Annotated in this window: 26 protein-coding genes and 1 pseudogene; 20 read left to right on the forward strand and 7 right to left on the reverse strand. The window is 34.0% G+C overall.

What is annotated here, in order from left to right:
- Positions 1–16 precede the first annotated feature (16 nt).
- The 4 genes from B5P40_RS01760 (at position 17) to bcbE (ending at position 3,675) form a co-directional block, all read left to right on the forward strand.
- Positions 17–1,021 (forward strand): DUF6005 family protein, encoded by a 1,005-nt coding sequence (locus tag B5P40_RS01760; RefSeq protein ID WP_002126945.1) that lies wholly within the window; start codon positions 17–19, stop codon positions 1,019–1,021.
- Positions 1,022–1,035: 14 nt separating this feature from the next.
- Complete coding sequence (locus B5P40_RS01765) at positions 1,036–1,878, forward strand: sugar phosphate isomerase/epimerase family protein (protein ID WP_002126948.1); 843 nt, start codon at positions 1,036–1,038, stop codon at positions 1,876–1,878.
- A 122-nt stretch (positions 1,879–2,000) separates the two neighbouring features.
- Complete coding sequence (locus tag B5P40_RS01770; RefSeq protein WP_000113539.1) at positions 2,001–2,207, forward strand: alpha/beta-type small acid-soluble spore protein; 207 nt, start codon at positions 2,001–2,003, stop codon at positions 2,205–2,207.
- A gap of 217 nt (positions 2,208–2,424) precedes the next feature.
- A complete protein-coding gene (gene bcbE / locus B5P40_RS01775; RefSeq protein ID WP_078422299.1) occupies positions 2,425–3,675 on the forward strand; it encodes a bacillibactin exporter BcbE in 1,251 nt (416 codons plus the stop codon).
- 48 nt (positions 3,676–3,723) lie between these two features.
- Here the strand turns inward: bcbE and B5P40_RS01780 are convergent, their stop codons facing one another.
- Complete coding sequence (locus tag B5P40_RS01780; RefSeq protein ID WP_002126952.1) at positions 3,724–4,341, reverse strand: LysE/ArgO family amino acid transporter; 618 nt, start codon at positions 4,339–4,341, stop codon at positions 3,724–3,726.
- Positions 4,342–4,463: 122 nt separating this feature from the next.
- Here B5P40_RS01780 and B5P40_RS01785 point away from each other — a divergent pair, with 122 nt between their 5' ends.
- Together B5P40_RS01785 and B5P40_RS01790 are read left to right on the forward strand one after the other, a co-directional pair.
- Positions 4,464–5,906 (forward strand): aminotransferase-like domain-containing protein, encoded by a 1,443-nt coding sequence (locus B5P40_RS01785; RefSeq protein ID WP_002126954.1) that lies wholly within the window; start codon positions 4,464–4,466, stop codon positions 5,904–5,906.
- 12 nt (positions 5,907–5,918) lie between these two features.
- Positions 5,919–6,086, forward strand: coding sequence for a DUF3933 family protein (locus B5P40_RS01790; RefSeq protein WP_000816387.1), 168 nt, complete (start codon positions 5,919–5,921; stop codon positions 6,084–6,086).
- A 105-nt stretch (positions 6,087–6,191) separates the two neighbouring features.
- Here B5P40_RS01790 and B5P40_RS01795 read toward each other — a convergent pair whose 3' ends face one another.
- Together B5P40_RS01795 and B5P40_RS01800 are read right to left on the reverse strand one after the other, a co-directional pair.
- Positions 6,192–7,157, reverse strand: a complete 966-nt coding sequence (locus B5P40_RS01795; RefSeq protein ID WP_002126956.1) for a patatin-like phospholipase family protein — start codon at positions 7,155–7,157, stop codon at positions 6,192–6,194.
- An 82-nt stretch (positions 7,158–7,239) separates the two neighbouring features.
- Positions 7,240–7,398 carry a YjcZ family sporulation protein gene (locus B5P40_RS01800; RefSeq protein WP_000540422.1) on the reverse strand — a complete coding sequence of 53 codons (159 nt, stop codon included), beginning with the start codon at positions 7,396–7,398 and terminating at the stop codon, positions 7,240–7,242.
- Between the two features lie 224 nt (positions 7,399–7,622).
- On the opposite strand from B5P40_RS01800, the gene B5P40_RS01805 reads away from it, so the two are divergent.
- The 4 genes from B5P40_RS01805 to B5P40_RS01820 all read left to right on the forward strand — a co-directional run bounded on the left by B5P40_RS01805 (position 7,623) and on the right by B5P40_RS01820 (position 10,481).
- Entirely contained in the window at positions 7,623–8,375 is a 753-nt protein-coding gene (locus B5P40_RS01805; protein ID WP_113708754.1) for a YwqG family protein, read from the forward strand.
- Between the two features lie 147 nt (positions 8,376–8,522).
- Complete coding sequence (locus B5P40_RS01810; protein ID WP_113708755.1) at positions 8,523–9,683, forward strand: transglutaminase domain-containing protein; 1,161 nt, start codon at positions 8,523–8,525, stop codon at positions 9,681–9,683.
- A 108-nt stretch (positions 9,684–9,791) separates the two neighbouring features.
- On the forward strand, positions 9,792–9,992 hold the full coding sequence (locus tag B5P40_RS01815) for a DUF4083 domain-containing protein (protein WP_002141377.1): 201 nt from the start codon (positions 9,792–9,794) through the stop codon (positions 9,990–9,992).
- 27 nt (positions 9,993–10,019) lie between these two features.
- Positions 10,020–10,481: an NUDIX hydrolase gene (locus B5P40_RS01820; RefSeq protein ID WP_002141378.1), complete on the forward strand. Its 462-nt coding sequence runs from the start codon at positions 10,020–10,022 to the stop codon at positions 10,479–10,481.
- 44 nt (positions 10,482–10,525) lie between these two features.
- On the opposite strand, the gene nadE is transcribed toward B5P40_RS01820, so the two are convergent.
- Complete coding sequence (gene nadE / locus B5P40_RS01825; protein WP_002031433.1) at positions 10,526–11,344, reverse strand: ammonia-dependent NAD(+) synthetase; 819 nt, start codon at positions 11,342–11,344, stop codon at positions 10,526–10,528.
- 264 nt (positions 11,345–11,608) lie between these two features.
- On the opposite strand from nadE, the gene B5P40_RS01830 reads away from it, so the two are divergent.
- The 3 genes from B5P40_RS01830 to B5P40_RS01840 all read left to right on the forward strand — a co-directional run bounded on the left by B5P40_RS01830 (position 11,609) and on the right by B5P40_RS01840 (position 15,182).
- Entirely contained in the window at positions 11,609–13,489 is a 1,881-nt protein-coding gene (locus B5P40_RS01830; protein ID WP_113708756.1) for an FtsX-like permease family protein, read from the forward strand.
- A 119-nt stretch (positions 13,490–13,608) separates the two neighbouring features.
- Entirely contained in the window at positions 13,609–13,896 is a 288-nt protein-coding gene (locus tag B5P40_RS01835; RefSeq protein ID WP_002012401.1) for an AbrB/MazE/SpoVT family DNA-binding domain-containing protein, read from the forward strand.
- Positions 13,897–14,231: 335 nt separating this feature from the next.
- The gene (locus tag B5P40_RS01840) at positions 14,232–15,182 is read left to right on the forward strand and encodes a serine protease (protein WP_113708757.1); all 951 of its coding nucleotides are present in this window, start codon (positions 14,232–14,234) and stop codon (positions 15,180–15,182) included.
- 40 nt (positions 15,183–15,222) lie between these two features.
- On the opposite strand, the gene B5P40_RS01845 is transcribed toward B5P40_RS01840, so the two are convergent.
- Positions 15,223–15,531 (reverse strand): ArsR/SmtB family transcription factor, encoded by a 309-nt coding sequence (locus B5P40_RS01845; RefSeq protein ID WP_113708758.1) that lies wholly within the window; start codon positions 15,529–15,531, stop codon positions 15,223–15,225.
- Between the two features lie 107 nt (positions 15,532–15,638).
- On the opposite strand from B5P40_RS01845, the gene B5P40_RS01850 reads away from it, so the two are divergent.
- Both B5P40_RS01850 and B5P40_RS01855 read left to right on the forward strand, forming a co-directional pair.
- Positions 15,639–16,574 carry an aldo/keto reductase gene (locus B5P40_RS01850; RefSeq protein ID WP_113708759.1) on the forward strand — a complete coding sequence of 312 codons (936 nt, stop codon included), beginning with the start codon at positions 15,639–15,641 and terminating at the stop codon, positions 16,572–16,574.
- Positions 16,575–16,623: 49 nt separating this feature from the next.
- The gene (locus tag B5P40_RS01855; protein WP_002012406.1) at positions 16,624–16,827 is read left to right on the forward strand and encodes a hypothetical protein; all 204 of its coding nucleotides are present in this window, start codon (positions 16,624–16,626) and stop codon (positions 16,825–16,827) included.
- Between the two features lie 30 nt (positions 16,828–16,857).
- Here the strand turns inward: B5P40_RS01855 and B5P40_RS01860 are convergent, their stop codons facing one another.
- Complete coding sequence (locus B5P40_RS01860) at positions 16,858–17,082, reverse strand: hypothetical protein (RefSeq protein WP_002012407.1); 225 nt, start codon at positions 17,080–17,082, stop codon at positions 16,858–16,860.
- 84 nt (positions 17,083–17,166) lie between these two features.
- A complete protein-coding gene (locus B5P40_RS01865; RefSeq protein ID WP_000426320.1) occupies positions 17,167–17,514 on the reverse strand; it encodes a DUF4257 domain-containing protein in 348 nt (115 codons plus the stop codon).
- Between the two features lie 196 nt (positions 17,515–17,710).
- On the opposite strand from B5P40_RS01865, the pseudogene B5P40_RS01870 reads away from it, so the two are divergent.
- The 5 genes and pseudogenes from B5P40_RS01870 (at position 17,711) to B5P40_RS01890 (ending at position 22,765) form a co-directional block, all read left to right on the forward strand.
- A pseudogene (locus B5P40_RS01870) lies at positions 17,711–18,237 on the forward strand (DinB family protein).
- A 182-nt stretch (positions 18,238–18,419) separates the two neighbouring features.
- Positions 18,420–19,469 carry a ribosome small subunit-dependent GTPase A gene (gene rsgA / locus B5P40_RS01875; RefSeq protein WP_113708760.1) on the forward strand — a complete coding sequence of 350 codons (1,050 nt, stop codon included), beginning with the start codon at positions 18,420–18,422 and terminating at the stop codon, positions 19,467–19,469.
- A 208-nt stretch (positions 19,470–19,677) separates the two neighbouring features.
- Positions 19,678–21,660 carry a methyl-accepting chemotaxis protein gene (locus B5P40_RS01880; RefSeq protein WP_002168591.1) on the forward strand — a complete coding sequence of 661 codons (1,983 nt, stop codon included), beginning with the start codon at positions 19,678–19,680 and terminating at the stop codon, positions 21,658–21,660.
- Between the two features lie 164 nt (positions 21,661–21,824).
- Positions 21,825–22,130, forward strand: a complete 306-nt coding sequence (locus B5P40_RS01885; RefSeq protein ID WP_002012413.1) for a hypothetical protein — start codon at positions 21,825–21,827, stop codon at positions 22,128–22,130.
- Positions 22,131–22,396: 266 nt separating this feature from the next.
- Positions 22,397–22,765 carry a DUF3979 family protein gene (locus B5P40_RS01890; protein WP_002126974.1) on the forward strand — a complete coding sequence of 123 codons (369 nt, stop codon included), beginning with the start codon at positions 22,397–22,399 and terminating at the stop codon, positions 22,763–22,765.
- Positions 22,766–22,768: the final 3 nt, after the last annotated feature.

Genomic DNA, 22,768 nt, shown 5'->3' on the forward strand with positions numbered 1-22,768 from the left:
GAAAGTGGATGAGAGTATGACTTCAATTAAAGTTCACTGTTTAGTGAGTTGTTTTTGTGAAATTATAAAAAGGCGTAGCGATATAGATTTCCGTCCATTTTATTTCGGATTATGGGATGGAGATTTTGATATAACAGAAGGCGGGATTATTTCTTATCATTCCGAAAACATTAATCATGATAACTACTTACTTTGGTATGAAAAATTGTATGGCATTAAAGTGAACGAATGGTACGATCATTCAAAAGATAAAAGTAGCAATGTAGAAACATTTTTAGAATTAGTAGAAAATAAGCCAGAAAATCGTTACGTAATTGTAATGGTTGATATGTCTTTATTGCCTGAGAGAGAAAATAAGTTTCATCAAAAACCGTTTCCGCATTACTTAATGATATCGAAGACAGAGAAAGAAGATGAATGGTTCATGCTTGATCCTGATTTTCGCTGGGAAGGGAATATGGAAAGAGAAAAAGTGCTCCATTCTGTTAAAGACAACCCATTTGGTGGAGGCTATTTCATTGATATAGAAGGAATTCAGGAGCCAACACAAGAGATGGTAGAAAGTTATTTCATGGAAACATTCAAAAAAGATGATAATGAACTAACAATGGAATTAAAAAAATTAATAATAAAAATGGTAAATGAAGAGGATGGGTATTCACTTTCCGGGCTCGTAACGGCAGTAAAGCAAATACCCGTATTGGCAATACGTAAATATAGCTATGAACATGCCTTTGCATACTTCCGTGAAACTTTACAATATTCGGAGCAAGAATTTGATTATTGGTGTGATCGAGTGGAAGACATTGTACAAGGATTTACAAATGTACAGTACCGTGCTATTAAAATGGCAATGACAAATAATAAAGATATGTTATTACCAATTGTTGAGAAACTTGATGAAATGAATACAATTGAACTGCAAATTAAGGATGAACTAGAGAAACAGTTTCTGTTATGGAAAGAAATGATAACAAATCAGTCTTTCTTAACTAATACAAGTTCATTGAATTTAAGATAAGGGAGTTCAAACCAATGAAATATTCGCTATGTACAATTTCATTTCGCCATCAACTAATTTCATTTACTGATATTGTTCAATTTGCATACGAAAACGGTTTTGAAGGAATTGAGTTGTGGGGGACCCATGCACAAAATTTATATATGCAAGAGCGTGAAACGACAGAACGAGAAATAGATTATTTAAAGGATAAAAATTTAGAAGTTACGATGATAAGTGATTACTTGGACATATCATTATTAGCGGATTTTCAAAAAACGATGGAAAAATGTGAACAGCTGGTAACACTAGCTAATTGGTTTAATACAAATAAAATTCGTACGTTTGCCGGGCAAAAAGGTAGTGAGGATTTCTCGGAACAAGAGAGAAAAGAGTATGTGGAGCGAATTCGCATGATTTGTGATCTATTTGCTCCGCATAATATGTATATACTATTAGAAACACATCCAAATACGTTAACGGATACTTTGCCGTCTACTTTGAAATTGTTAGAAGAAGTAAATCATCCATATTTAAAAATAAACCTTGATTTTCTTCATATATGGGAGTCTGGTGCAGACCCTGTAGATAGTTTTCATCGATTAAAGCCGTGGATACAACATTACCATTTTAAGAATATATCATCAGCGGAGTATTTACACGTGTTTGAACCAAATAATGTATATGCCGCTGCTGGAAGTCGTATAGGAATGGTTCCATTATTTGAAGGTATTGTAAACTATGATGAAATCATCCGGGAAGTGAGAGATACTGATCATTTTGCTTCGCTTGAATGGTTTGGGCATAATGCGAAAGATATATTGAAAGAAGAAATGAAAGCATTAACGAATAGAAAATTAGAAGTAGTAAGTTCATAAGGTGAAATGATGAAAGAGTCTCGTTTAGGAGACTCTTTTTTTATTTTATCAATAACCAAAAATTACCATGTATTTAATTTCGGATTTGATACAGTTTAATATATATAAGGAGGTGATCGGTAATGGCTAGAAATCGTAACGCTAATCAATTAGCATCACATGGAGCACAAGCAGCTCTAGATCAAATGAAATATGAAATTGCACAAGAGTTTGGTGTACAGCTTGGAGCTGATACTTCTTCACGTGCAAACGGTTCTGTAGGCGGTGAAATTACAAAACGCCTTGTAGCAATGGCAGAACAACAGCTTGGTGGCGGATATACTCGCTAAATGTAGAAGGTTATAGGAGAAAGGAAGGATTCTTCCTTTCTTTTTTATTTTCAATTAATTGGTATGGATATATTGTGAACAGGATTCAAAGAATAGGAGTAATGCTATATTTTACCCAATTTCTTTTGTTGTAAATGGAAAGTAGTAAAGATGAAATAGCCCTGGTGGAATGTAAACATAATTTCCAGCAGGGCTATTATATGGTAAGAAATATATGATGAAAGGTTCCGAAATCAACATGTTAAAAAAAGAAAACTGTTGTTTAATTGCACTTGCATCAGTTCCACTTGTTATGACGCTAGGTAATTCAATGCTTATTCCAATCCTGCCAACCATTGAAAAGAAATTACATATTTCATCTTTCCAAGTATCCATGATAATTACAATTTATTCTATCATTGCAATTATACTTATACCGATTGCTGGTTATTTATCAGATAGATGGGGACGAAAGATGGTAATGGTTCCAAGTTTATTAATTGCAGCTATTGGAGGAGCGATAACGGGATGGGTATCATGGAAAGTTGATAACCCTTATGTTTGGATTCTTATCGGAAGAGCAATTCAAGGGATAGGTGCTGCTGGTGCTATGCCAGTTGTCATACCATGTGTCGGTGATTTATACAAAGATGAAAAACAGGTTAGTGCAGGTTTAGGAATCATTGAGACGTCAAATACATTTGGAAAAGTATTGAGTCCCATATTAGGATCAGCTCTTGCAGCTATTGTATGGTTCTTACCATTTTGGGCGATTCCAGTTTTATGTGTAATATCGATTGTTTTACTACTGGTACTAGTAAAGGCGAAGAAACAAGAAGAAGAAGTCCCACCACTTAAAGAATTTATTCAATCTATTATCTCTACGTTTCGAGAAAAGGGAAGATGGTTAATTGCCATTTTTATACTAGGTGCAATTATTATGCTTATTTTATTCGGAATACTTTTTTATCTGTCAACTATACTGGAGTCGAAGTACGATATTCATGGTATATGGAAAGGGTGTGTACTCGCTATTCCTTTACTTGTACTATCACTTAGCTCATATATGGCTGGTAAAAAAATTGGAGATAAACAAGATATTATGAAAAAGTGTATCTATATTGGATTTTTACTGGCTGCTGCATCTGTCTTCTTACCTTTATTTCTAAAAGGAATCTATTTGCTACTTCTTTGTCTCGTTATTATGGGGGGAGGAATTGGTATGGCGTTACCATGTCTAGATGCTCTTATTACACAAGGGATTGAAAAAGAGCAGAGGGGGACAGTTACGTCATTTTATAGTTCAATGCGATTTATCGGTGTAGCAGCTGGACCACCCCTGTATTCTTTTTTTATGAAAGGGGCAGACCATGAAGTGTTTTATTTAACAAGCATCTTCGCTGCTATTGGTGCTGTCATAGCAATTATTTGGATTAAACCAGCAAAAGATGAAATGATGTTAAAACAGAAACCGGAACCAACTTCATAATGCGAAAGAGAATTGCATGCCAATTACATAACATGCAATTCTCTTTAATTAGTTAGGAAAAACAACTTGTTTTAACATATAAAGTGCGACTCCCCATATGAGTAGCCCTGAAATTTTATTTAATACTATAATCGTTTTTCCTGTTGAGTCAAATCCTTTTAGAAATTTTCCAGCAAAAGCTAAACTAATAAACCAGATCCAAGAAACTATAATTGTTGCAAAAGTGAAAGCCCATTTCTCACTTCCTATGTACTGTATAGAGTTTGTTCCGATTACACCAATTGTGTCTAAAATTGCGTGTGGATTTAGTAATGAAACTGATGCGGCGAAAATAATTTGATTTTTTAAAGGCATGCTTTTTTCTTGTTTTACATCATTTGAAGAATCGCTTCTCCAAATAACCCAGCCCATATACATAAGAAAGAAAAATCCAATCATATACAAGGTGGTTGTTAACCAAGAGAAAGTTAAGAGGACAAGGGAGACACCTTGTACAGCAATTAATATTAATAATGTATCACATATAGATGCAGTCAAGACTACAGGAGCAGCTCGCCAAATATTTGGTTGACTAGCGCCTTGGTTAAAGACGAAAACATTTTGGACACCTAATGGAATGATAAGACCAAATGCAAGGATGATACCGTGAATAATTGCTTCACTCATCAGATTACCTCCTACTTAATTTGATTAATTATGATAGTCTATATTGTATAGAAGAAATGAAAATTTGTATCCATCCATATGGTTGGATAGGTTACCAACCATAAAATATGTGAGGTGATATAATGGAAAGGCTCGTTTGGAAACCTAATATGTCTTCATCTATTCCTTTGTATAAACAAATAGAATCTTATATAAAAGAGAGAATTGTTAATGGGGAATGGACAATTGGAACTAAATTACCTTCACAAAGAGCTTTGGCGCATGCGTTTGAAGTGAACCGAAGTACAATTGTAATGGCTTTCGATGAGTTAATAGCAAAAGGGTATATTGAGGGGAATGGACGGAAGGGAACAATTGTTATAAAAAATAGTGAGAATACTTCAACATATGCCCCGCCTCCAAACTGGCAGTCTTACGTAGAAACAGGACTTCATTATCCGAATCTTCCTGCTGTACAAGAGATTAATCAAGCTGAATTTACTCCCAATGTAATTCGATTAGGAACAGGTGAACTTTCACCGAGTCTCTTGCCTGAGAAAAAGATGAAGGGTATTATTAATAAAATTTTACAATCAAATGTTCCACTTGGGTATGAGGAACCGAAAGGGAATCTCCATTTAAGAGAAAAAATTGCGGAATATTTAAAAGGGCATGGGGTATATGTATCTCCTGACTCTATTTTAATTGTTTCAGGGGCAATTCAAGCATTGCAGCTTATTTCTATGGGGCTTCTTCCGAAAGGAGCGTCAATTTTATTAGAAAAACCATCATATTTATATTCGCTTAATGTATTTCAATCAGCAGGAATGCGCTTGATTGGAATACCAATGAATGAGAATGGTATAAATACTTCATACATTACAAGATATAAGAAACAATTTAACGCATCTATTTTATATACAATCCCATCTTTTCATAATCCGACCAATTTTAGTATGAACGCTAAGAAGAGGGAAGAAGTGATGGAGATATGTAATGAAATTGGATTACCTATTATTGAGGACGCGGTATATCAAGATTTATGGTTCGATGCACCAGTTTCAAAACCTTTAAAGGCATATGATAAAAATGGGATCGTGCTACATATTGGAAGTATGTCCAAAGTCATTAGTCCTGGTTTAAGAATTGGGTGGGTTGTTGGATCAGAATCCGTTATTCAAAGATTAGCAGATATAAAAATGCAAACTGATTATGGTTCAAGTTCTATATCCCAGCAGATTGCAGCGGAGTGGTTCGAAAATGGATTGTATGATGAACATTTACAGTTTGTAAGAAGTGAATTGAAAAAACGTAGAGATTTTATGATAAGTATGTTAGAAAAGTATTGTAGTGGCATTGCAACTTGGCATGAGCCAGTAGGAAGCTTTTACATTTGGCTACATATAAATCTACCAATCTCGAATCGTAGTTTATTTGACAAAGCTTTACAAGAAAAGATTTTATTAAACCCAGGCACTTTGTATGATAGAAGTGCTAACCAATTTTTACGTCTTTCTTATTCCTATGCAACTGTAGAAGAAATTGAAGTTGGAATAAAAAAGATCGCGCAATTAATTAAAGGGTAAAAGGAGAAAAACATGAAACAATATGTGATTTGCCAAATGATTGATGGAGATAAGTATTTAGCTGCTTATGCGGAAACAAAACAGGATGCAATTGAAAAAGCAGAACTGTTAGGATTAAGAACCGGAAACCGTTACATAGTAATTACCGCGGAAGAAGCTGAAGGGTTAACTTATCCTTAAGTAATGTGTGTGGTACGTAGGAGATAAATAAGCCTAGTAATATATGAAATTACTAGGCTTATTTACTATTAAAGCGTCAAGTCTTCTCGTATGAAAATAAAAGTATTATGAGTCAAGTTGACGGAAAAATCGATTGGTTTTGCGATCTTGATTTCCATTTCTATATTCATCAACATATTGTCTGAAGTTCCAAGATTGTAAAAATTTATTTGCGGAGTTATAACCAGAATTGTACAGCCATTCTTTTTCTTCTTTCGTTAACTCAAAATTTGTACTTGTAATCGTCCCTGTTGGAATTGTAATAGTTCTAGCCTTTGATTCTTTATCTAAATGCCGTAAATCATGAGCTTGCATCATCGTTTTAAATAATCCTTTGAACATGGAAATAGGTTCGTCATAGTGGGCGGGATCAGCTTGAATCTCATCTTTTACAAAATGAAATCCAAAGGTAGGCCAGCGAGGAGAAGTCGGTGAATCGAAAATCCAAATTGGGTAATTACTTAAAATACCGCCGTCAACCATATAACAAGGCTGCTTCCATTTTGGTGTTCTCCATTTTACTGGCTCAAAGAAGAAAGGGATTGTACTACTCATTCTTACTGCTTTAGCGATAGAGAAGCGATAATTTAAAAATCCGTAGTTTGGTAAGTCATCGGGAAAAATAACCATTTTACCATTGCTTATATCTGAAGCAATAATTTTGAGTTTATTCAAATCGGGTAAGTCTGTAAACAAATGAATTCCTTTTTTTCTAAGCAGGTCTTCTAGCCATTCTTCGAGAAATACATTTGAATAAATACCTAGAGTAGACCAAGCGCTTAATCCTTTACCAATAAAGGGGATTCTATCAAGAAAAGTTTTTTTAGTGAATTTTTCATAATCAATGTCTGTTACAATCGTTTTTAATTCGGAACAAGAATATCCTGCTGCTAGAAGAGCTGCAATAATAGCGCCGGCTGATGTTCCAGCTACGCGCTCCCATTCATATCCTTTTTCGGCTAACGCGCAAATTGCCCCCACATGCGCAATTCCGCGTACACCGCCTCCTTCAAAAACACCATCAATTTTCATTGAACATACTTCCTTTCTAAAAAATGAAAATGGAAAAAAAGCACGTATTGTACGTGCTTTTTTACAATAGTTTTTAAGTTTACTAGCAGCCTACAAAGCCGCCCCAACAGCTAGCGCCGATGATGATTAGAAGGATAAATAAAACGATTAATAAAGCGAAACCTCCATAACCACATCCACCACAACTACCGCCGTAACCGTAACCACCGCCGTAGCCGCCGCAACTATATCCGTAACCCATGTGGAATTCCTCCTTAAATTAAAAATAAAAATGAACGAGGGGAAAATGTACTGGAAGAAATAAAGAACTATCGTGTTTGTAGGAACAATGTATACTATGCTTTTTTAAACTTGTTCGCGTACGAGGGATAAGCCCGTTTTTTGGAGGGCTTGTTGATTTTACAATGAATGGAGTATAATCTTTGTGCTATGATACAAATAAGTATGTAAATGTAAGGAGAATTTATGGAAAAGAAAATTGAAATATTAATTGATAAATATGAACTAACACATTTGAAACAGGAACTTATTAATACTGTATTTCCTTGTGTAAAAGTTGTGCCAAAACAACAGGAAATAATTACGATAGGCAGTTCGAAAATGGGCGGAGTTCCTGATTTGCCAAATACATTTGAATATCCAACATACAAAGAGAATCCGTTACGTTTTATCGCACAATTTAATTTAAGTGATTTACAAAACGTTGGTATGGATCACAATCTTCCTAAGACAGGGATGTTATATTTCTTTAGTATTGAAAATTACTTTGAAGAAGATGTGGATCCAACCGAAGCTGGACGTGTACTTTATTATAATATCCCTGTAGAGCAATTACGTAGAGCAGATGAAATACAAGCGAAATATAACCAGTGTGCAATTACTTTTGAACTGACGTATAAATTACCGGAGCTTTTCATTGAAGATGAGGCGGATTCAGATCGTTTCTTGCAATTACTTGAAGAGCTAATCCCAGACAACTATGATAATCATCAAATGTTTGGAGAACCATTCTCTGTACAAGATGAGGTATTGTACGAGACTGGACAATATATGGGGATAGATCCACAGCATATGACGCTCTTATTCCAAATTGATTCAGATACTAAAAATTGTAATATGATGTGGGGAGATTTAGGGATGCTTTATTTCTGTATTGGAAATGAAGACTTGAAAAATCGCCATTTTGAAAATACATGCTGTGTGTTACAAACTTGCTGAAAAAAGGGTTGTTCTTTTTCTAAAAGAACAACCCTTTTAAAAATGTTAAATATGCATAATCTCATATGACCTATTTTGAAAAGTATTGTATACTCTGAAACTATACGATATTTTTTTGTATAGTTATAGAATGTAAGGAGTGACAAGATGGGAAAGACAAGTAAGTATGTGACAGCTGCCGCACTTTGTTCAACTATAGTAATGGGAGGCTTACAGGCGTCAGCTGTATCTTATGCGGCTACGAATCCGACTACAGTGACAACACAATCAGATGCAAAGTTGTTAAATGATTTCAGAAAAGAATTAAAAAAACAGATTGATAATAGAGAAGAAAATATTACAATCACATATAAAACAAAAGATAGAAATGCTAGAAATATTATGGACCAATTGTATGGCGAGTTTAATAAAATTGTAGATGCTGATGAGTATGTAAAATATAATGTAGCGTCTACTAAATATTCTATAAAAGGGATGCCAGGGAATTATACATTTACATTACAAGTGAAGTATCGTGAATCAAAAGAGCAAACACAGTATGTAAAGTCTCAGGCGAAAGCAATTGTAAATTCTATCATTAAACAAGGCATGGATGAACATGAAAAAGTGAAAGGTATTCATGATTATGTTGTGAAAGAAGTATCATATGATACTTCTTATCAAGCATATACAGCGTATGAAGCGTTAGCGAATCGTTCTGCCGTTTGCCAAGGATATACATTGTTAACATATCAATTACTAAAAGAAGCAGGTATTCAAAATCATATTGTAACAGGTACAGGGAATGGGCAAGCTCACGCATGGAATTTAGTGAACATTGATAACAAGTGGTACCACCTTGATACTACATTCGATGATCCAGTTCCTGATAAAGCTGGGCGCGTAACATATTCATATTTTAATATGTCTGATGAACAATTAAGCAAAGACCATGAATGGGATCGTAGTGAATATCCAGCGGCAACTACAAGCTACTTCAACGAATTAACAAGCAAAATAAAAGCCGGTAGTTCAAAAACTGCTGTATATGAACAAATGTTAAAAGAAACAAATTTAAAGTATTTATCTGCACAATACGGAGCGGAAAATTACAATGAGTTTAAGAAAAAATTACAGCAACAATTTGCTTCCAAGCCAGAAAAAGTAGAAGTACGATATAAGCAGTCCATGGATGGAACGATGCAAGATATAAAGAAAGTATTAAATGAAATAACTTGGCCAAAAGGTGCAAAGCGTGTATCTTATCAAGTTGCGCCATATAGTGCAATGACAGGTTATTCATTAGCGACAATTACATTTACGTATTAATGAAAAAGAGCATCTTTAAAAGGTGCTCTTTTTACGTTTGAGTATAATTCTAGTGACTATTTAGAATTATGTGATAAAATAATTAAAAATAGAGGATGTGATAGCTGAATGAATTTGTTCGAAAATAATATATTTGCATTGATATATTTTTGTCTAGTAATCGGACTTATCGTTTTGTTTTTTGTATCATTTACTCTGTTCATTAAAAGGTTATTGCAAAACAACACTATGAAAAAACAACATGTGATTAATATGAATCAGAAGTTAGATCGGATTATTGAATTGCTTGAAAAAGATAAAAAAGAATAATGGAAGATGGATAAAAAGGAGAAGCAGATGGCGAATTATATAAAGGAATTACGTGAAAAAATAGGGCATGATTATGTTATTTTGAATTTTGCAGGAGGTTGTGTATTTAATGAATTTGGTGAAGTGCTTCTGCAAAAAAGAGGAGACTTTAATGCTTGGGGATTTCCAGGCGGTGCAATGGAAATCGGGGAATCTGCGGCAGAAACTGCGATTCGAGAAATAAAAGAAGAAACAGGATATGATGTGAAAATTGATGAGCTCATTGGTGTGTATACGAAATATTTTCAAGCATATCCGAATGGAGATCAGGCACAGGCAATTGTAATATTCTTTAAGTTTTCAATCGTTGGAGGGAATACAAAAATAGACGGTGATGAAACGTTAGATTTGCAGTTTTTCCCTTTAGACAAAATGCCGCCATTGTTTAATAAACAACATGAAGATTGCTTGCAGGATTTATTAGAGAAAAGAGTAGGGGTATATCGTTAACGTATAAAAAAGAAGCTAAATGAGATTAGCTTCTTTTTTATGTTCTATTTCCACCAATCATCAAACATTGACGCTGGTACTTGTCTTTTATGTTCACTCACTTTGTAACGCTTCTCGATCTTTTCAGCAACGTCAGCTGGAACGGATTTACCTTCTAAATAGTCATCTAATTGATCGTAAGTAATGCCTAGCTCTGTTTCATCAGCTTGACCTGGTTTTTCATCTAATAAATCAGCTGTTGGCATTTTTAAGTAAAGTCGCTCGTCTGCACCTAATTCTTGTAATAAATCACGTCCTTGGCGTTTCGTTAATCCCGTTAATGGTAATAAATCTGCACCGCCATCTCCGAATTTTGTGAAGAAACCTGTTACAGCTTCAGCAGCATGATCAGTTCCGATAACGAGTAGCCCTTGTTGTCCGCCGATTGCGTATTGTGTAACCATACGGATACGCGCTTTAACGTTCCCTTTATTGAAATCTGTTAATGATTCGTCTAATAAGTTTTCGTATTGATTTGAGAAAGCATCAACTGTTGAAGCGATATCGAAAGCAACAGACTGATCAGCTTGAATAAATTGTAATGCTAATTGTGCATCATCTTCATCTTTTTGTACTTTGTATGGAAGACGTACGGAGATAAACGTTGCGTTACCACCTTCATTACGAACTTCTTCGACTGCAAGCTGTGCTAAACGTCCTGCCAGTGTAGAGTCTTGTCCGCCGCTAATTCCAAGTACAAATCCTTTTGCACCTGTAGTTTTTAAATAATCTTTTAAGAAATCAATTCGTTTACGAATTTCTACTTTCGGATCAATTACAGGCTGAACATGTAATGCTTTCATAATTTGTTCTTGTAATGTCATTATGTTTTCCTCCTATTCATATTAAAGCGGTAAATAAGTTTATATGTATATTGGTACATACTTCTATCCTTTATTATTTCGCAAAACTAACGAATATACAATAGGATGCGTGTATGAATGTAGTCATTATAATGAAACTGTTTTATATAAGCAATTGTTTAAAACCTTTCAATAATGTAAGGTTTTTGTCATTTGAATCGATGGAAGGTATTTCCGAACTTTACTAATATAAAAGTATAGTTAGTAGAAGGGCGGAGAAGTAGTATGAACATTAGAGAACTCGCATTTCGAAATGTAACGCGAAATAGACGAACATACTCAGCTTATTTTTTGAGTAGTGCATTTGCAATTATGGCCTTTTTCGTGTATTCATTTTTTGCGTTTCATCCGGCATTAAGTGCTGGAGAATTAGGACAGTACGTATTCGTAAGTATGTCTTTTGCGCAGTCTATTATTTACTTATTTACATTCTTCTTTATTTTATATTCAATGGGAATGTTTTTAAAAACGAGAAAGCGTGAACTAGGAATTTTAATGATGCTAGGTATGACGAAATATCAATTAAAGCGTCTTATCTTCTTTGAAAATATAATGATTGGAATAGGGGCAATAATTTTTGGGATTCTTTCAGGTATGTTGTTTTCAGGAATATTAATATTTGTAGCTCCGATGATATTAAAACTAGATATCTCTTTATCCTATTACATACCGATGAAAGCGATTGTTGTAACGAGTATTATGTTTTTCGTATTATTTATGATCATTTCATTGTTTAGTGCAGGAATGGTTCGTAAAAATAAAATTATGAAATTGTTTAGAGGATCAGCAGAGGCGAAGCCAGAACCGAAGGCATCTATAATTTCTTCTATATTAGCAGTAGTATTGCTTAGTGCTGGTTATGCAGGAGCTCTTATGTCACATGGTGCAATGGTATTTATAATGATGATTCCTGTTACAACGGTAGTCATTATTGGTACGTATTTGCTGTACAAGCAGTTGAGTGTCTTTATTATTCGATTATGTAAAAAAAGTAAACGTTTCTATTGGACACAGACAAATATTATTACTTTGTCAGATTTAGCATACCGTATGAGAGATAATGCAAGGATGTTCTTTATTGTAACGATTATTTCAACTGTAGCATTTTCAGCAATAGGTACATTGGTTGGGTTTGCTTCGATGACGAAAGAAATTATGGACAGACCAATTGCGTTTCACTATCAGTCTAAGCAAGGTAATAGCAATGAGTCACAGCATCTGAAAATCATTGACGAAGGATTAAAGAAACATAATATAGCAGCTTCAAAAATAAATATTTCATCGAAGAAAACGGAGGAGCAGTCGTTAAGAAGCGCCATTTTTATAAAAGAATCAGATTATAAGGAATATGCAAAGTTAACAGGAGAACCATTTAATAGTGTATCAAATAAAGAGGCTTTATTTTTGTCAGTCGAAATACCCGGACCACCGATGAAAGAAAGAAAAGAAATTACTTTACCAAATATGAATGAACCTTTAAATGTGAAAAAAGTTAATACTTCTTCATTAAGTAAAATACTAAGAGGTAATGTGTATGTAATCTCTAAAAATCAATATGATTCATTACAAGATGGATTTAAAGAAGAAAAAGATTATATGTATAAAACACAATCCGCGAAAGATGAAATTGAGGTCGGTAAGGAACTTACGCTTCAGATGAAGCCTTATGAAGAACATTCAACGTTTAGTGCAGAAGAATACGATCAAAATCAAAGTCTACAAATCGCAGGACCCATTTTATTTGTAGGTTTCTTTATTGGTATTGTATTTTTCGTTTGTGCAGGAAGCTTCCTTTACTTCCGTTTATTTTCAGATTTGGAGGACGATACTCGTTTATTTGAAATGATTCGAAAAGTTGGATTGACGAGAGGGGAATTATCGAAAGTAGTCACAATCCGCTTAGCGCTTTTATTCTTCGTTCCAGTTGGAGTTGCAACATTACACGGGGCAGTAGCATTAACTGCGTTAGGACAAATGTTTGAGTACTCACTGTTTAAAGAAAATACAATTGTATTAAGTATTTTCGTAGGTATTCAAGTTGTATACTTCTTAATTATAAGATCGCGTTATTTAAAACAATTGAAAGAAAGATTGAATATTCGTTAAATGTGTTTTTTTAACTTTTGTACTATATTTTCTAAAAAGAGTAAGGCATTACCAAATATATAGTGATAAAATGAAAATAGCGAGGTGAAAAAAATAATAGAGAGTAAGGGGGGAGTAACATGAAAGCAACAGGAATTATTCGAAAAGTAGATGAATTGGGACGGATAGTTATTCCTAAAGAATTACGAGATGTATTAGGAATACAAATCAAATCACCACTTGAAATTTTTGTAGAAGAAGACAAAGTCATTTTACAAAAATATCAACCTTACAATGCTTGTCAAATAACAGGTGATGTTTCAGACCAAAATATTTCATTAGCAAATGGAAACATTACTGTTAGTATAGAAGGCGCAAAACATGTAATAAAAGAAATTGAGCAGTTTTTGAACAAGAGTAAGATTTAGTCTTAATTTATCCAGCTATTTGTGGGCAGTAAAACTCCCACCTCAAAACTCGGCTGAAGAAAAGAAGTTGGGTGGGAGATCAACTGCCCGTAAACGCCCGATTGGTGAGGGCTAATAATCAGTGGGGGATGAACACCCCCCCACTGATTATAGTTTCACTTTATATTATTCTTTTGAAAAACTGAAAAAGAAAAGGACCATAATGGGTCCTTTTCTTTTGTTTATTGAGAAATATTTGAGAGGAAGGGAAATGGAACGAATAAAACGAATGTTAAATCTAAACGCATTCAATAGTGGTCTGAAATGAAAATAATATATTTTCAGGAGGGATTACAATGAATAGTAGTACAGCGAATAAACAAAAAGGCATTAAATTAATTCCGTTTATTGTAAATAAAGTGGTTGAACAAGTAAATGAAATTCCACCAGGTGTACAATTGATTCATGCTCCGCAAGTATGGGAAAAGAGCGCGAAAGGAAAAGACATTGTCGTTGCTGTTTTAGATACAGGTTGTGATGTAAATCATGTAGATTTAAAAGATCGTATTATTGGTGGGAGAAATTTCACAAAAGATTATGAAGGAAATCCCAATATTTATCTTGATAATAATGGGCATGGTACTCATGTAGCGGGGACAATTGCAGCGACTGAAAATGGAGTAGGTGTACTAGGAGTCGCACCACTTTCTAAAATGTTAGTTTTAAAAGTATTAGCTGGAGATGGTTCTGGAAGTTATGAGCAAATTATTGAGGCCATTCATTATGCTGTAAATTGGAGAGGACCGAATAAAGAGAAAGTGAGAATTATTTCAATGTCACTTGGTGGTCCGCAAGATGTACCAGAGTTACATGAAGCTATTCAAAATGCGGTAAAACAAGACGTACTTGTCGTGTGCGCTGCAGGAAATGATGGAGATTGTAACGATGATACTGAAGAATTAGATTTTCCAGGTGCTTATTCTGAAGTAATTGAAGTAGGTGCTGTTAATTTAGAGCGGAAAATTTCATGCTTTAGTAATTCAAATCAAGAAATTGATTTAGTAGCGCCGGGTGATGAAATACTGTCTACGTATCCAGAGGGGAAATATGCGGTATTAAGTGGCACTTCAATGGCGACGCCGCATGTCGCTGGGGCGCTAGCACTTCTCATAAAGCAGTGTGAGAGAGAGTATGGTAGAAAATTATCAGAGCCGGAAATATATGCGCAACTTATAAAAAGGACTGTACCTTTAGGGTATGAACGTACATCTGAAGGGAATGGATTAATAGATTTATTAAAAGAATAGTAATTACTAAAAAACATCTCATATTTAAATGAGATGTTTTTTAGTATGGTTCTGTCGCATGTACTACAACATCTAATAAACCAGGGAATCTAGCATTTAAGTCTTCTTCTCGAATTGAGATAAAACGTTGTGTACCTTCAAGACGTGTGTACATCACACCAGATTCACGTAAAACTTTGAAATGGTGAGATAAAGTTGATTTCGCAATTGGAATGTTTAACGCGCCACAAGATTGTTCATTTTTCTCTAGTAGCATAGTTAAAATTTGTAAACGAATTTGATCACTAAGTGCGTATAAGACAGAAGAGAATTGAATTTCTTCTCGATTTGGATGATAAAGAGTGCGCATTTTTTCACCTGCTTGTATAAGTTAATATATTTGCACTATAACATATAAAGTGGTATATTTCTATTATTCGAATATATTCGAACAATAGAAATATAGGGGGAGAAAAAATGAAGTATACAAAATTGCAAAAGGCAGGACTAAATATTTCAAAGTTAGGGTTAGGAACAAACGCTGTAGGGGGACATAATTTATATGCTGATGTGAATGAGGAAGAAGGAAAACGATTAATAGAAGAAGCTATTCAGCAAGGGATTACATTTTTTGATACAGCAGATTCATACGGTTTCGGTAGATCAGAGGAATTGGTAGGGGAAGTATTGAAAGGAAAACGCCACGAAGTTGTACTTGCTACAAAAGGTGGAATACAGCCGTTATTAAATGGAGAGGTTTATATTAATAATGAACCAAGCTATTTAAGAAATGCTGTGGAAAATAGCTTAAGAAGATTACAAACTGATTATATTGATTTATATTATTTACATTTTACAAATCCTGAAACAAGTTACATAGATTCAATTGGAGAACTTACTCGCCTAAAAGAAGAGGGGAAAATTCGTTCAATTGGAATATCTAACGTAAATGTAGAGCAATTAAAAGAAGCGAATCAGCACGGACATATAGATGTTGTACAATCACCGTATAATATGTTGGATCGTGCTGCTGGGGAAGAACTTTTGCCATATTGTATAGAATCAGGTATTTCATTTATACCGTACGGGCCTCTTGCTTTTGGGATACTAGGCGGGAAATATACAGAAGATTTTAAATTAAACGAAGGCGATTGGCGTCAAAGTGTAAATCTATTTGAAGAAAATACATATAAAAATAACTTTAAAAAAGTTGAGATGTTAAAAGATTTAGCTAAAGAAATGAATCTTGAAGTATCACATTTAGCTTTAGCGTGGCTATTAAATAAAAAAGGAATTGATACTGTTATTCCTGGTGGGAAACGAGCGGAGCAAATAAGAGAAAGTGTAAGAGCAGTGGATGTTTCATTGAATGAAAAAGTTATGAAAGAGATTGAATCTATTTTAGAAGATTAGTTGAAAAGAGGGAACTATCCCTCTTTTTATATAAAAAGAGAAGAAATACATGAAGGAGCTTTTGAGTGCAGGGGGTAAAAAAAGTAGACAAATAATAGAAATGTATTGTAATAAAATTATGGGGAATCCAAAAATAAAAATCCCTAAAGAGATAGGGATTTATATATCGGCATATAGTTCCTTGGAAAAGGATATACTTAGTTTAACATATAGGAATACTTATATTTGTGAAATAGATGTGAAAGTAATGTGAAAAATGCCGTAATAAAAAGCACTGTTTTAGCTAAAACAGTGCTTTTCGTTTAGATTGAACTGTTGCCGCATTTTCATCATGTATTCCTGCTTCTTCAATAATTCGTTTTTTTACTTTATTTAATAGATGGTCTACTGCCTCACCAAAATAGTTAGCTTCGCTTTTTGTGCGGGCTTCTCGTAAACATTTATAGTTTTCTAGCAGTTCCTCTTTTTCGGTGTTTGTTAAGAAATCTTCTATTTTCTTTTTTGTCATACGAAACACCCTTTCTTCTGACAAACGACGCAATAGAAAATATTTATTTTTTATTATAACAATAATTTTTAGAGAAAGTATAGACTAACGTCGTAATAGTTTGTCAATTTCTTGGATTTTCTCATCAGCTTTCCCAATTTGCGTATTTTTAGCCTGTTCACCACCAAGAGCTTGGTGAAGTAAAAACGTTTGACCGGAAATAGCGGTCACAATGGAGACTTTTATAATTTCTTTTATTAAGGTGACATCGAATAAAACGAGTCCAAGAAGTGCGGCGAGGCTACCTGTAAAAATATCAGTTAAAAATCCAAAATGAAAAAAAGTTTTTAAACGGCGTGGAAGCAATAACTTGCCTTGGTTATTGATTAGATGGGAAACGAAGCCAGTAATGCCACCAACGAGAACTGCGGTTAGCCATTGATACATTTCCATCGAATCCACTCCTTTTAGTGAATAAGATTCGATAATTTTATATTGATTCCTTTTAATATTTCATATAAGCATATTGAGAAAGTTTGTTTAGGTTTATTCCGTATTCAATTTAAATATAACAGAAAAATCTGATATATTTCAGTCTATTATATGAAGCGGTTATTCCTTAATATGAATGTAGAAAGGGGTGCGTGATATGAATATAGATTATCGAATAAGAAGTGTAGATGGTTATACAAAAAATATAGGGGATTAGTAAGCATGCTGGAACATACGAGGGCTGTAACATTACAGGAAATAAACGAGCTATCAGTTGAGCAATTAGATTTAATTATGCCGAGTGGAGGGAATTCCATCGGAGCGTTACTAAAGCATATAGCAGCTATTGAAAAAGCACATCAGCTTATTTCATTTCAAAAGCGTGACTTTACAAAAGAAGAATTAGAAATATGGGAAGATGCACCGTATTTAGGGGAAGCAGGGAAATCTATTCGTGGCTATGACATACCGTATTATGTACAACTTTTGCAAAAAGTGAGAGAAGAAACACTAAAGTGTTTGAGTGAACAGGATGACGAATGGCTAATGTCAGAAAGAAAGTGGCCTAATGGCGTAGCGTATAATCAGCACTACCTTTGGTTTCATGTGCTAGAAGATGAAATTAGTCATCGCGGACAAATTAAAATGCTAAAAAATAAGTTATTTGAAAATTACGTTAAATAAGGTAGCTTTTTAATGGGATATTCCATATAATGAGAGTAATTAAAATTAGAACGGGGTGATGTATTATGGCGAAATTAACTTATATGAATAATAAACCAAATACAAAGGTGGACGGAAAGGGCGATACTCTATAAGTGAGCGCACAATCCTTCCACTAAGTTCAAACTAGGGAGGATATCAATTTGGATCAAAATATTTTAGAATCTTTCGGATGGGATTCTTTTTTTGAAGAACAAGCTGTAGAGAACTATGAAGTAGGGCGTATTTTACTTGAGCATAAGCATATATATCGGATTATTTGTAATGATGGTGAATATGTAGCGGAACTGTCTGGGAAGTTTCGTCATGAAGCGTTAACGAAGGGAGATTATCCGGCAGTTGGGGATTGGGTATATATAAAGAAAATAGAAAATGAGAAAAAGGCAATTATTCACCGTATTTTTCCGAGAAGAAGTTCTTTTTCAAGACAAGAAGCTGGTAACAGAACTGAAGAACAAATTATCGCAACAAATGTAGATTATCTATTTTTAGTGAATGCACTTAACCATGATTTTAACGTAAGAAGGTTGGAGCGTTATTTACTATTAGCGTATGAAAGTGGTGCAATGCCTGTTATTGTTTTAACAAAAAGTAGTTTATGTGAAGATGTGGAACAAAAAATTGTAGAAACGGAAGCTGTTGCAATTGGTGTTCCGGTCTTCGTCGTCGATAGTTTAGAGCATAGAGGTATTGACTCATTACAACAATTTGTTGCTTCAGGAAAAACAATTGCTTTAGTCGGCTCATCAGGGGTTGGAAAATCTACTTTGTTAAATGCACTCGTAGGAATTGAGATAGCGAAAACGGGAGATATACGTGAGGAAGATAGTAAAGGGCGGCATACGACAACTCATCGTGAGCTGTTCCAACTACCGAGTGGGGGCTTAGTCATTGATACTCCTGGCATGAGGGAGTTACAACTTTGGGAAGGAAGCGATGCAATCCAAACAACATTTTCTGATATTGAAGAATTTGCAAAAACATGCCGCTTTCGAGATTGTAAACATGAGAATGAACCAGGATGCGCAGTGCATAAAGCAATTGATAACGGGCTAATGACGATAAATCGTTTGCAAAGCTATAAAAAGTTGCAAAGAGAATTGGCGTATTTTATGAGAAAACAAGATGCTATTCTCGCAAGAGCTGAGCGTGATAAGTGGAAGAAGATTTCTAAACAACATAAAAAAATGTAAAAAACCAAAGGACTATTCCTTTGGTTTTTTGTATTTGTAAATTTTATAATAATATTATTCATATATATAGACAAAAGGGGGATATTTGTTTAAACTTTACAAGGTGTTTATCAAAAACGAATTGTAAAAATAGAGGATAGGGAATGGGATATATTCATAATTGGTTATTTATATTTAAAACTTAATATTTAAATGTAGGAGGTTTATAATGAATAAACTGTTAAGGTGGTTTCGAGATATAAAAGTAGCAAAAAAGCTATTAATTTCATTTTTGATAATTTTAATTGCGGCTGTCTCTATTATTGGAGGAATGTCTTATCAAACGGCTAAAAAGAATTTTGAATCACAAATTACGAGTAGTGCTCACGATAATATAAAAATATTAGATAATTTAATCAATCAAATGATTGAGGCGAAATTTAACGAAGTAAATAACTTTGCACGAGTGATTCATAGTGATATGTATCAAGGAGATAATCAAGATGAATTAAGAAAGGTATTATCTCAATATATTAATTTAAATAAAGATATTGAACAAGTATATGTTGCCGGCAATGATAAGAAGTTTGTGCAAGAACCAAATATACAAATGGCAGCAGATTATGATCCAACAACTCGTTCTTGGTATAAAGATGCAGTGAGTAAACAAGGTGGAATCGTGGTCACTGAACCGTATAAGGCGAAAGGAAATGGACATATTGTCGTAACGATTGCGAAACAAACAGAAGATAAAAATGGTGTTGTTGCGGTAGATTTAAGTTTAGAGAATTTATTGAAAACAACAAAATTAATCAATATTGGTAAAAAAGGATATACTTTCATTTTAGATGGAAAACAAAAAATAATTGCGCATCCTCAAGAAAAACCAGGAGATAAAGCAGCTGATTCTTGGGCAAAGAGAATTTACGAAGATAATCAAGGCACTTTTTCATACACGTATGATGGTAGTGAAAAGAAAATGGTATTTGCTACAAACTTAAAAACAGGTTGGAAAATCGGTGGAACGATGTACTCAAATGAAGTAATTGAAGCTGCTCAGCCTGTATTTTATAATATGTTAATTGTTATGCTTATTTCATTAGTTGTAGGAGGGGCACTTATTTATTTCGTAACTCTTTCTATTACAAAACCTTTAAAGAGATTAGTTGCCACTTCTAAAGAAATAAGTGAAGGAGATTTAACGCAAACAATTGAAATTAATTCAAACGATGAAATCGGTCAACTTGCAAAAGGTTTTAATGAAATGACAGATTCACTAAGAACGTTAATTGGAAGAATTAATACTTCAGCAGGGCATGTTGCAGCTGCATCTGAAGAGTTAACAGCAAGTGTGAGACAAGCGAGTGAAGCGACTGAACAAATTACATCAGCAATGGATGAAATATCAAGTGGTGCAACGACGCAAACAGCAAGCGTAGAAAATGGTGCTATGTTACTGTTTGATGTAACAGAAGGGATTCAGCATGTAGCAAATAGCTCATCATCTATTAACACTGCTTCTGCTCACACTCGCGAAAAAGCAGAAGATGGTGGAAAGCTAGTTGGAAAAACAGTAAATCAAATGCAATCTATTGCGGAATCTGTTTCACAGTCAGATGCTGTTATTCAGTTGTTGAATAACAAATCAAAGCAAATTGGTGATATTTTAGAAGTTATTCAAAATATTGCAGATCAGACAAATCTTCTAGCTTTAAATGCAGCAATTGAGGCTGCAAGAGCTGGTGAGCATGGAAGAGGCTTTGCAATTGTTGCTGATGAAGTACGAAAATTAGCAGAACAATCTAGTGTATCATCAAGTGAAATTAGTAAATTAATTTGTGAAATACAAGATGATATGAGTAAGACAGTAAAATCTATGAATAATGTAAATGAAGAAGTTCAATCTGGACTTGTTATTGCAAATGAAACAAAACAAAATTTCACTGAAATTTTACAATCTACAAATGAAATTGCTGACCAAATTAAAACGATGGTTGAAACAGCTAATGGGATGTCAAAAGGTGCAAATGAAGTATCTATTTCTGTTGGTCAAATTGCTATGACGGCACAAAATAATGCGACGAGTACACAAAGTGTTGCAGCGTCAGCTGAGGAGCAGCTAGCTTCCATGGAGGAAATTGGTTCTGCAGCTGGTACACTATCTCAAATGGCTGAAGAGTTACAAGTATTAATTGAAAGATTTAAAGTATAAAAAGGGGAGGCTGTCTCAAAATAGCATTAGTGCTATTAGAGACAGTCTTTTAGCTGATAAACGGATTAGAGGTTCAATGTATTTAATGTTTGTCGAAAAATAGAGGAATTTGTTAAGCGGGTGTATAATTAATATAATATAGACTACGTTTAAAGGAGATCAGTATGGGAGTGTATTGGGGAACGAAAAGACATTCTTGGCTTAGCTATGTCTCGTTTTGGTTAAGCATTTTATTCTTTGTTGCTTTTTTAATTGAAGTGTTTGTATTTAAAACACTTTCAAATAGCTCATTACAAATCGTTAAATACTTTTATTTTATATTTGTTCCATTAAATATCATTCTTAGTTTAAGGTTATTATTTAAGAAGAATGAAAAGAAAATATTACCGATTTTTAGTTTAATTGTATCACTATTATTTGCAAGTTTAATTATAGTGTTAGCATTAGCAGCTACAGGAAAAGTCTTATGAGGAGAGTGATATAAATTACTCTTCTTTTTTGTGGTTTTTTAAGAGTTATAAGTAGTGTGTAGGAAATAAGGAAAGTGATAAGTTATCAGTAAGAGGACGTATTAGTGAATAGAGAGTGAACTGAAAATACTATATGTTTTGTATGTGTTTATAAAGCAAATGAATGCAGTAAGATTCGTGATATATGGTACAATAAACATGGATAGTGATAGAGATAAAGGGTATATAAAATACTCATCGTTTTTTAGTAAGAGAGGGGTTATCTTATGCTATACGAGGATTTGATGACATTATTCCAAGCTGCTCCGATAAAATTAGATAGAGGCGGCTGGAAATATATAATCCAGGAACAAAATGATAATTATGAAATTGTTGATGAAATGTTAAAAAAGCAAATGAATGTTGAATTGTATTTTAATGAGTATGATGAGGTGAAAATCACTTTATATAAAGATGGAAGCCCTATTACTACTATGCAAAGAATTGCTATTTCAAAAGTTGAGTTGGATGAAGAGGAAGACGGCATTCAATTCGTATTGGAACGCATGCCAAGTCGAATGATTCGTTTGCAATTAAAGCCATATCTTGCAGTAGAAATGGGGCCGTACTGGGAAGTATGTGAAGACTGTGAATGAAGA

It is taken from the genome of Bacillus sp. SRB_8 (assembly GCF_003264205.1).
GTDB lineage: Bacteria > Bacillota > Bacilli > Bacillales > Bacillaceae_G > Bacillus_A > Bacillus_A mycoides.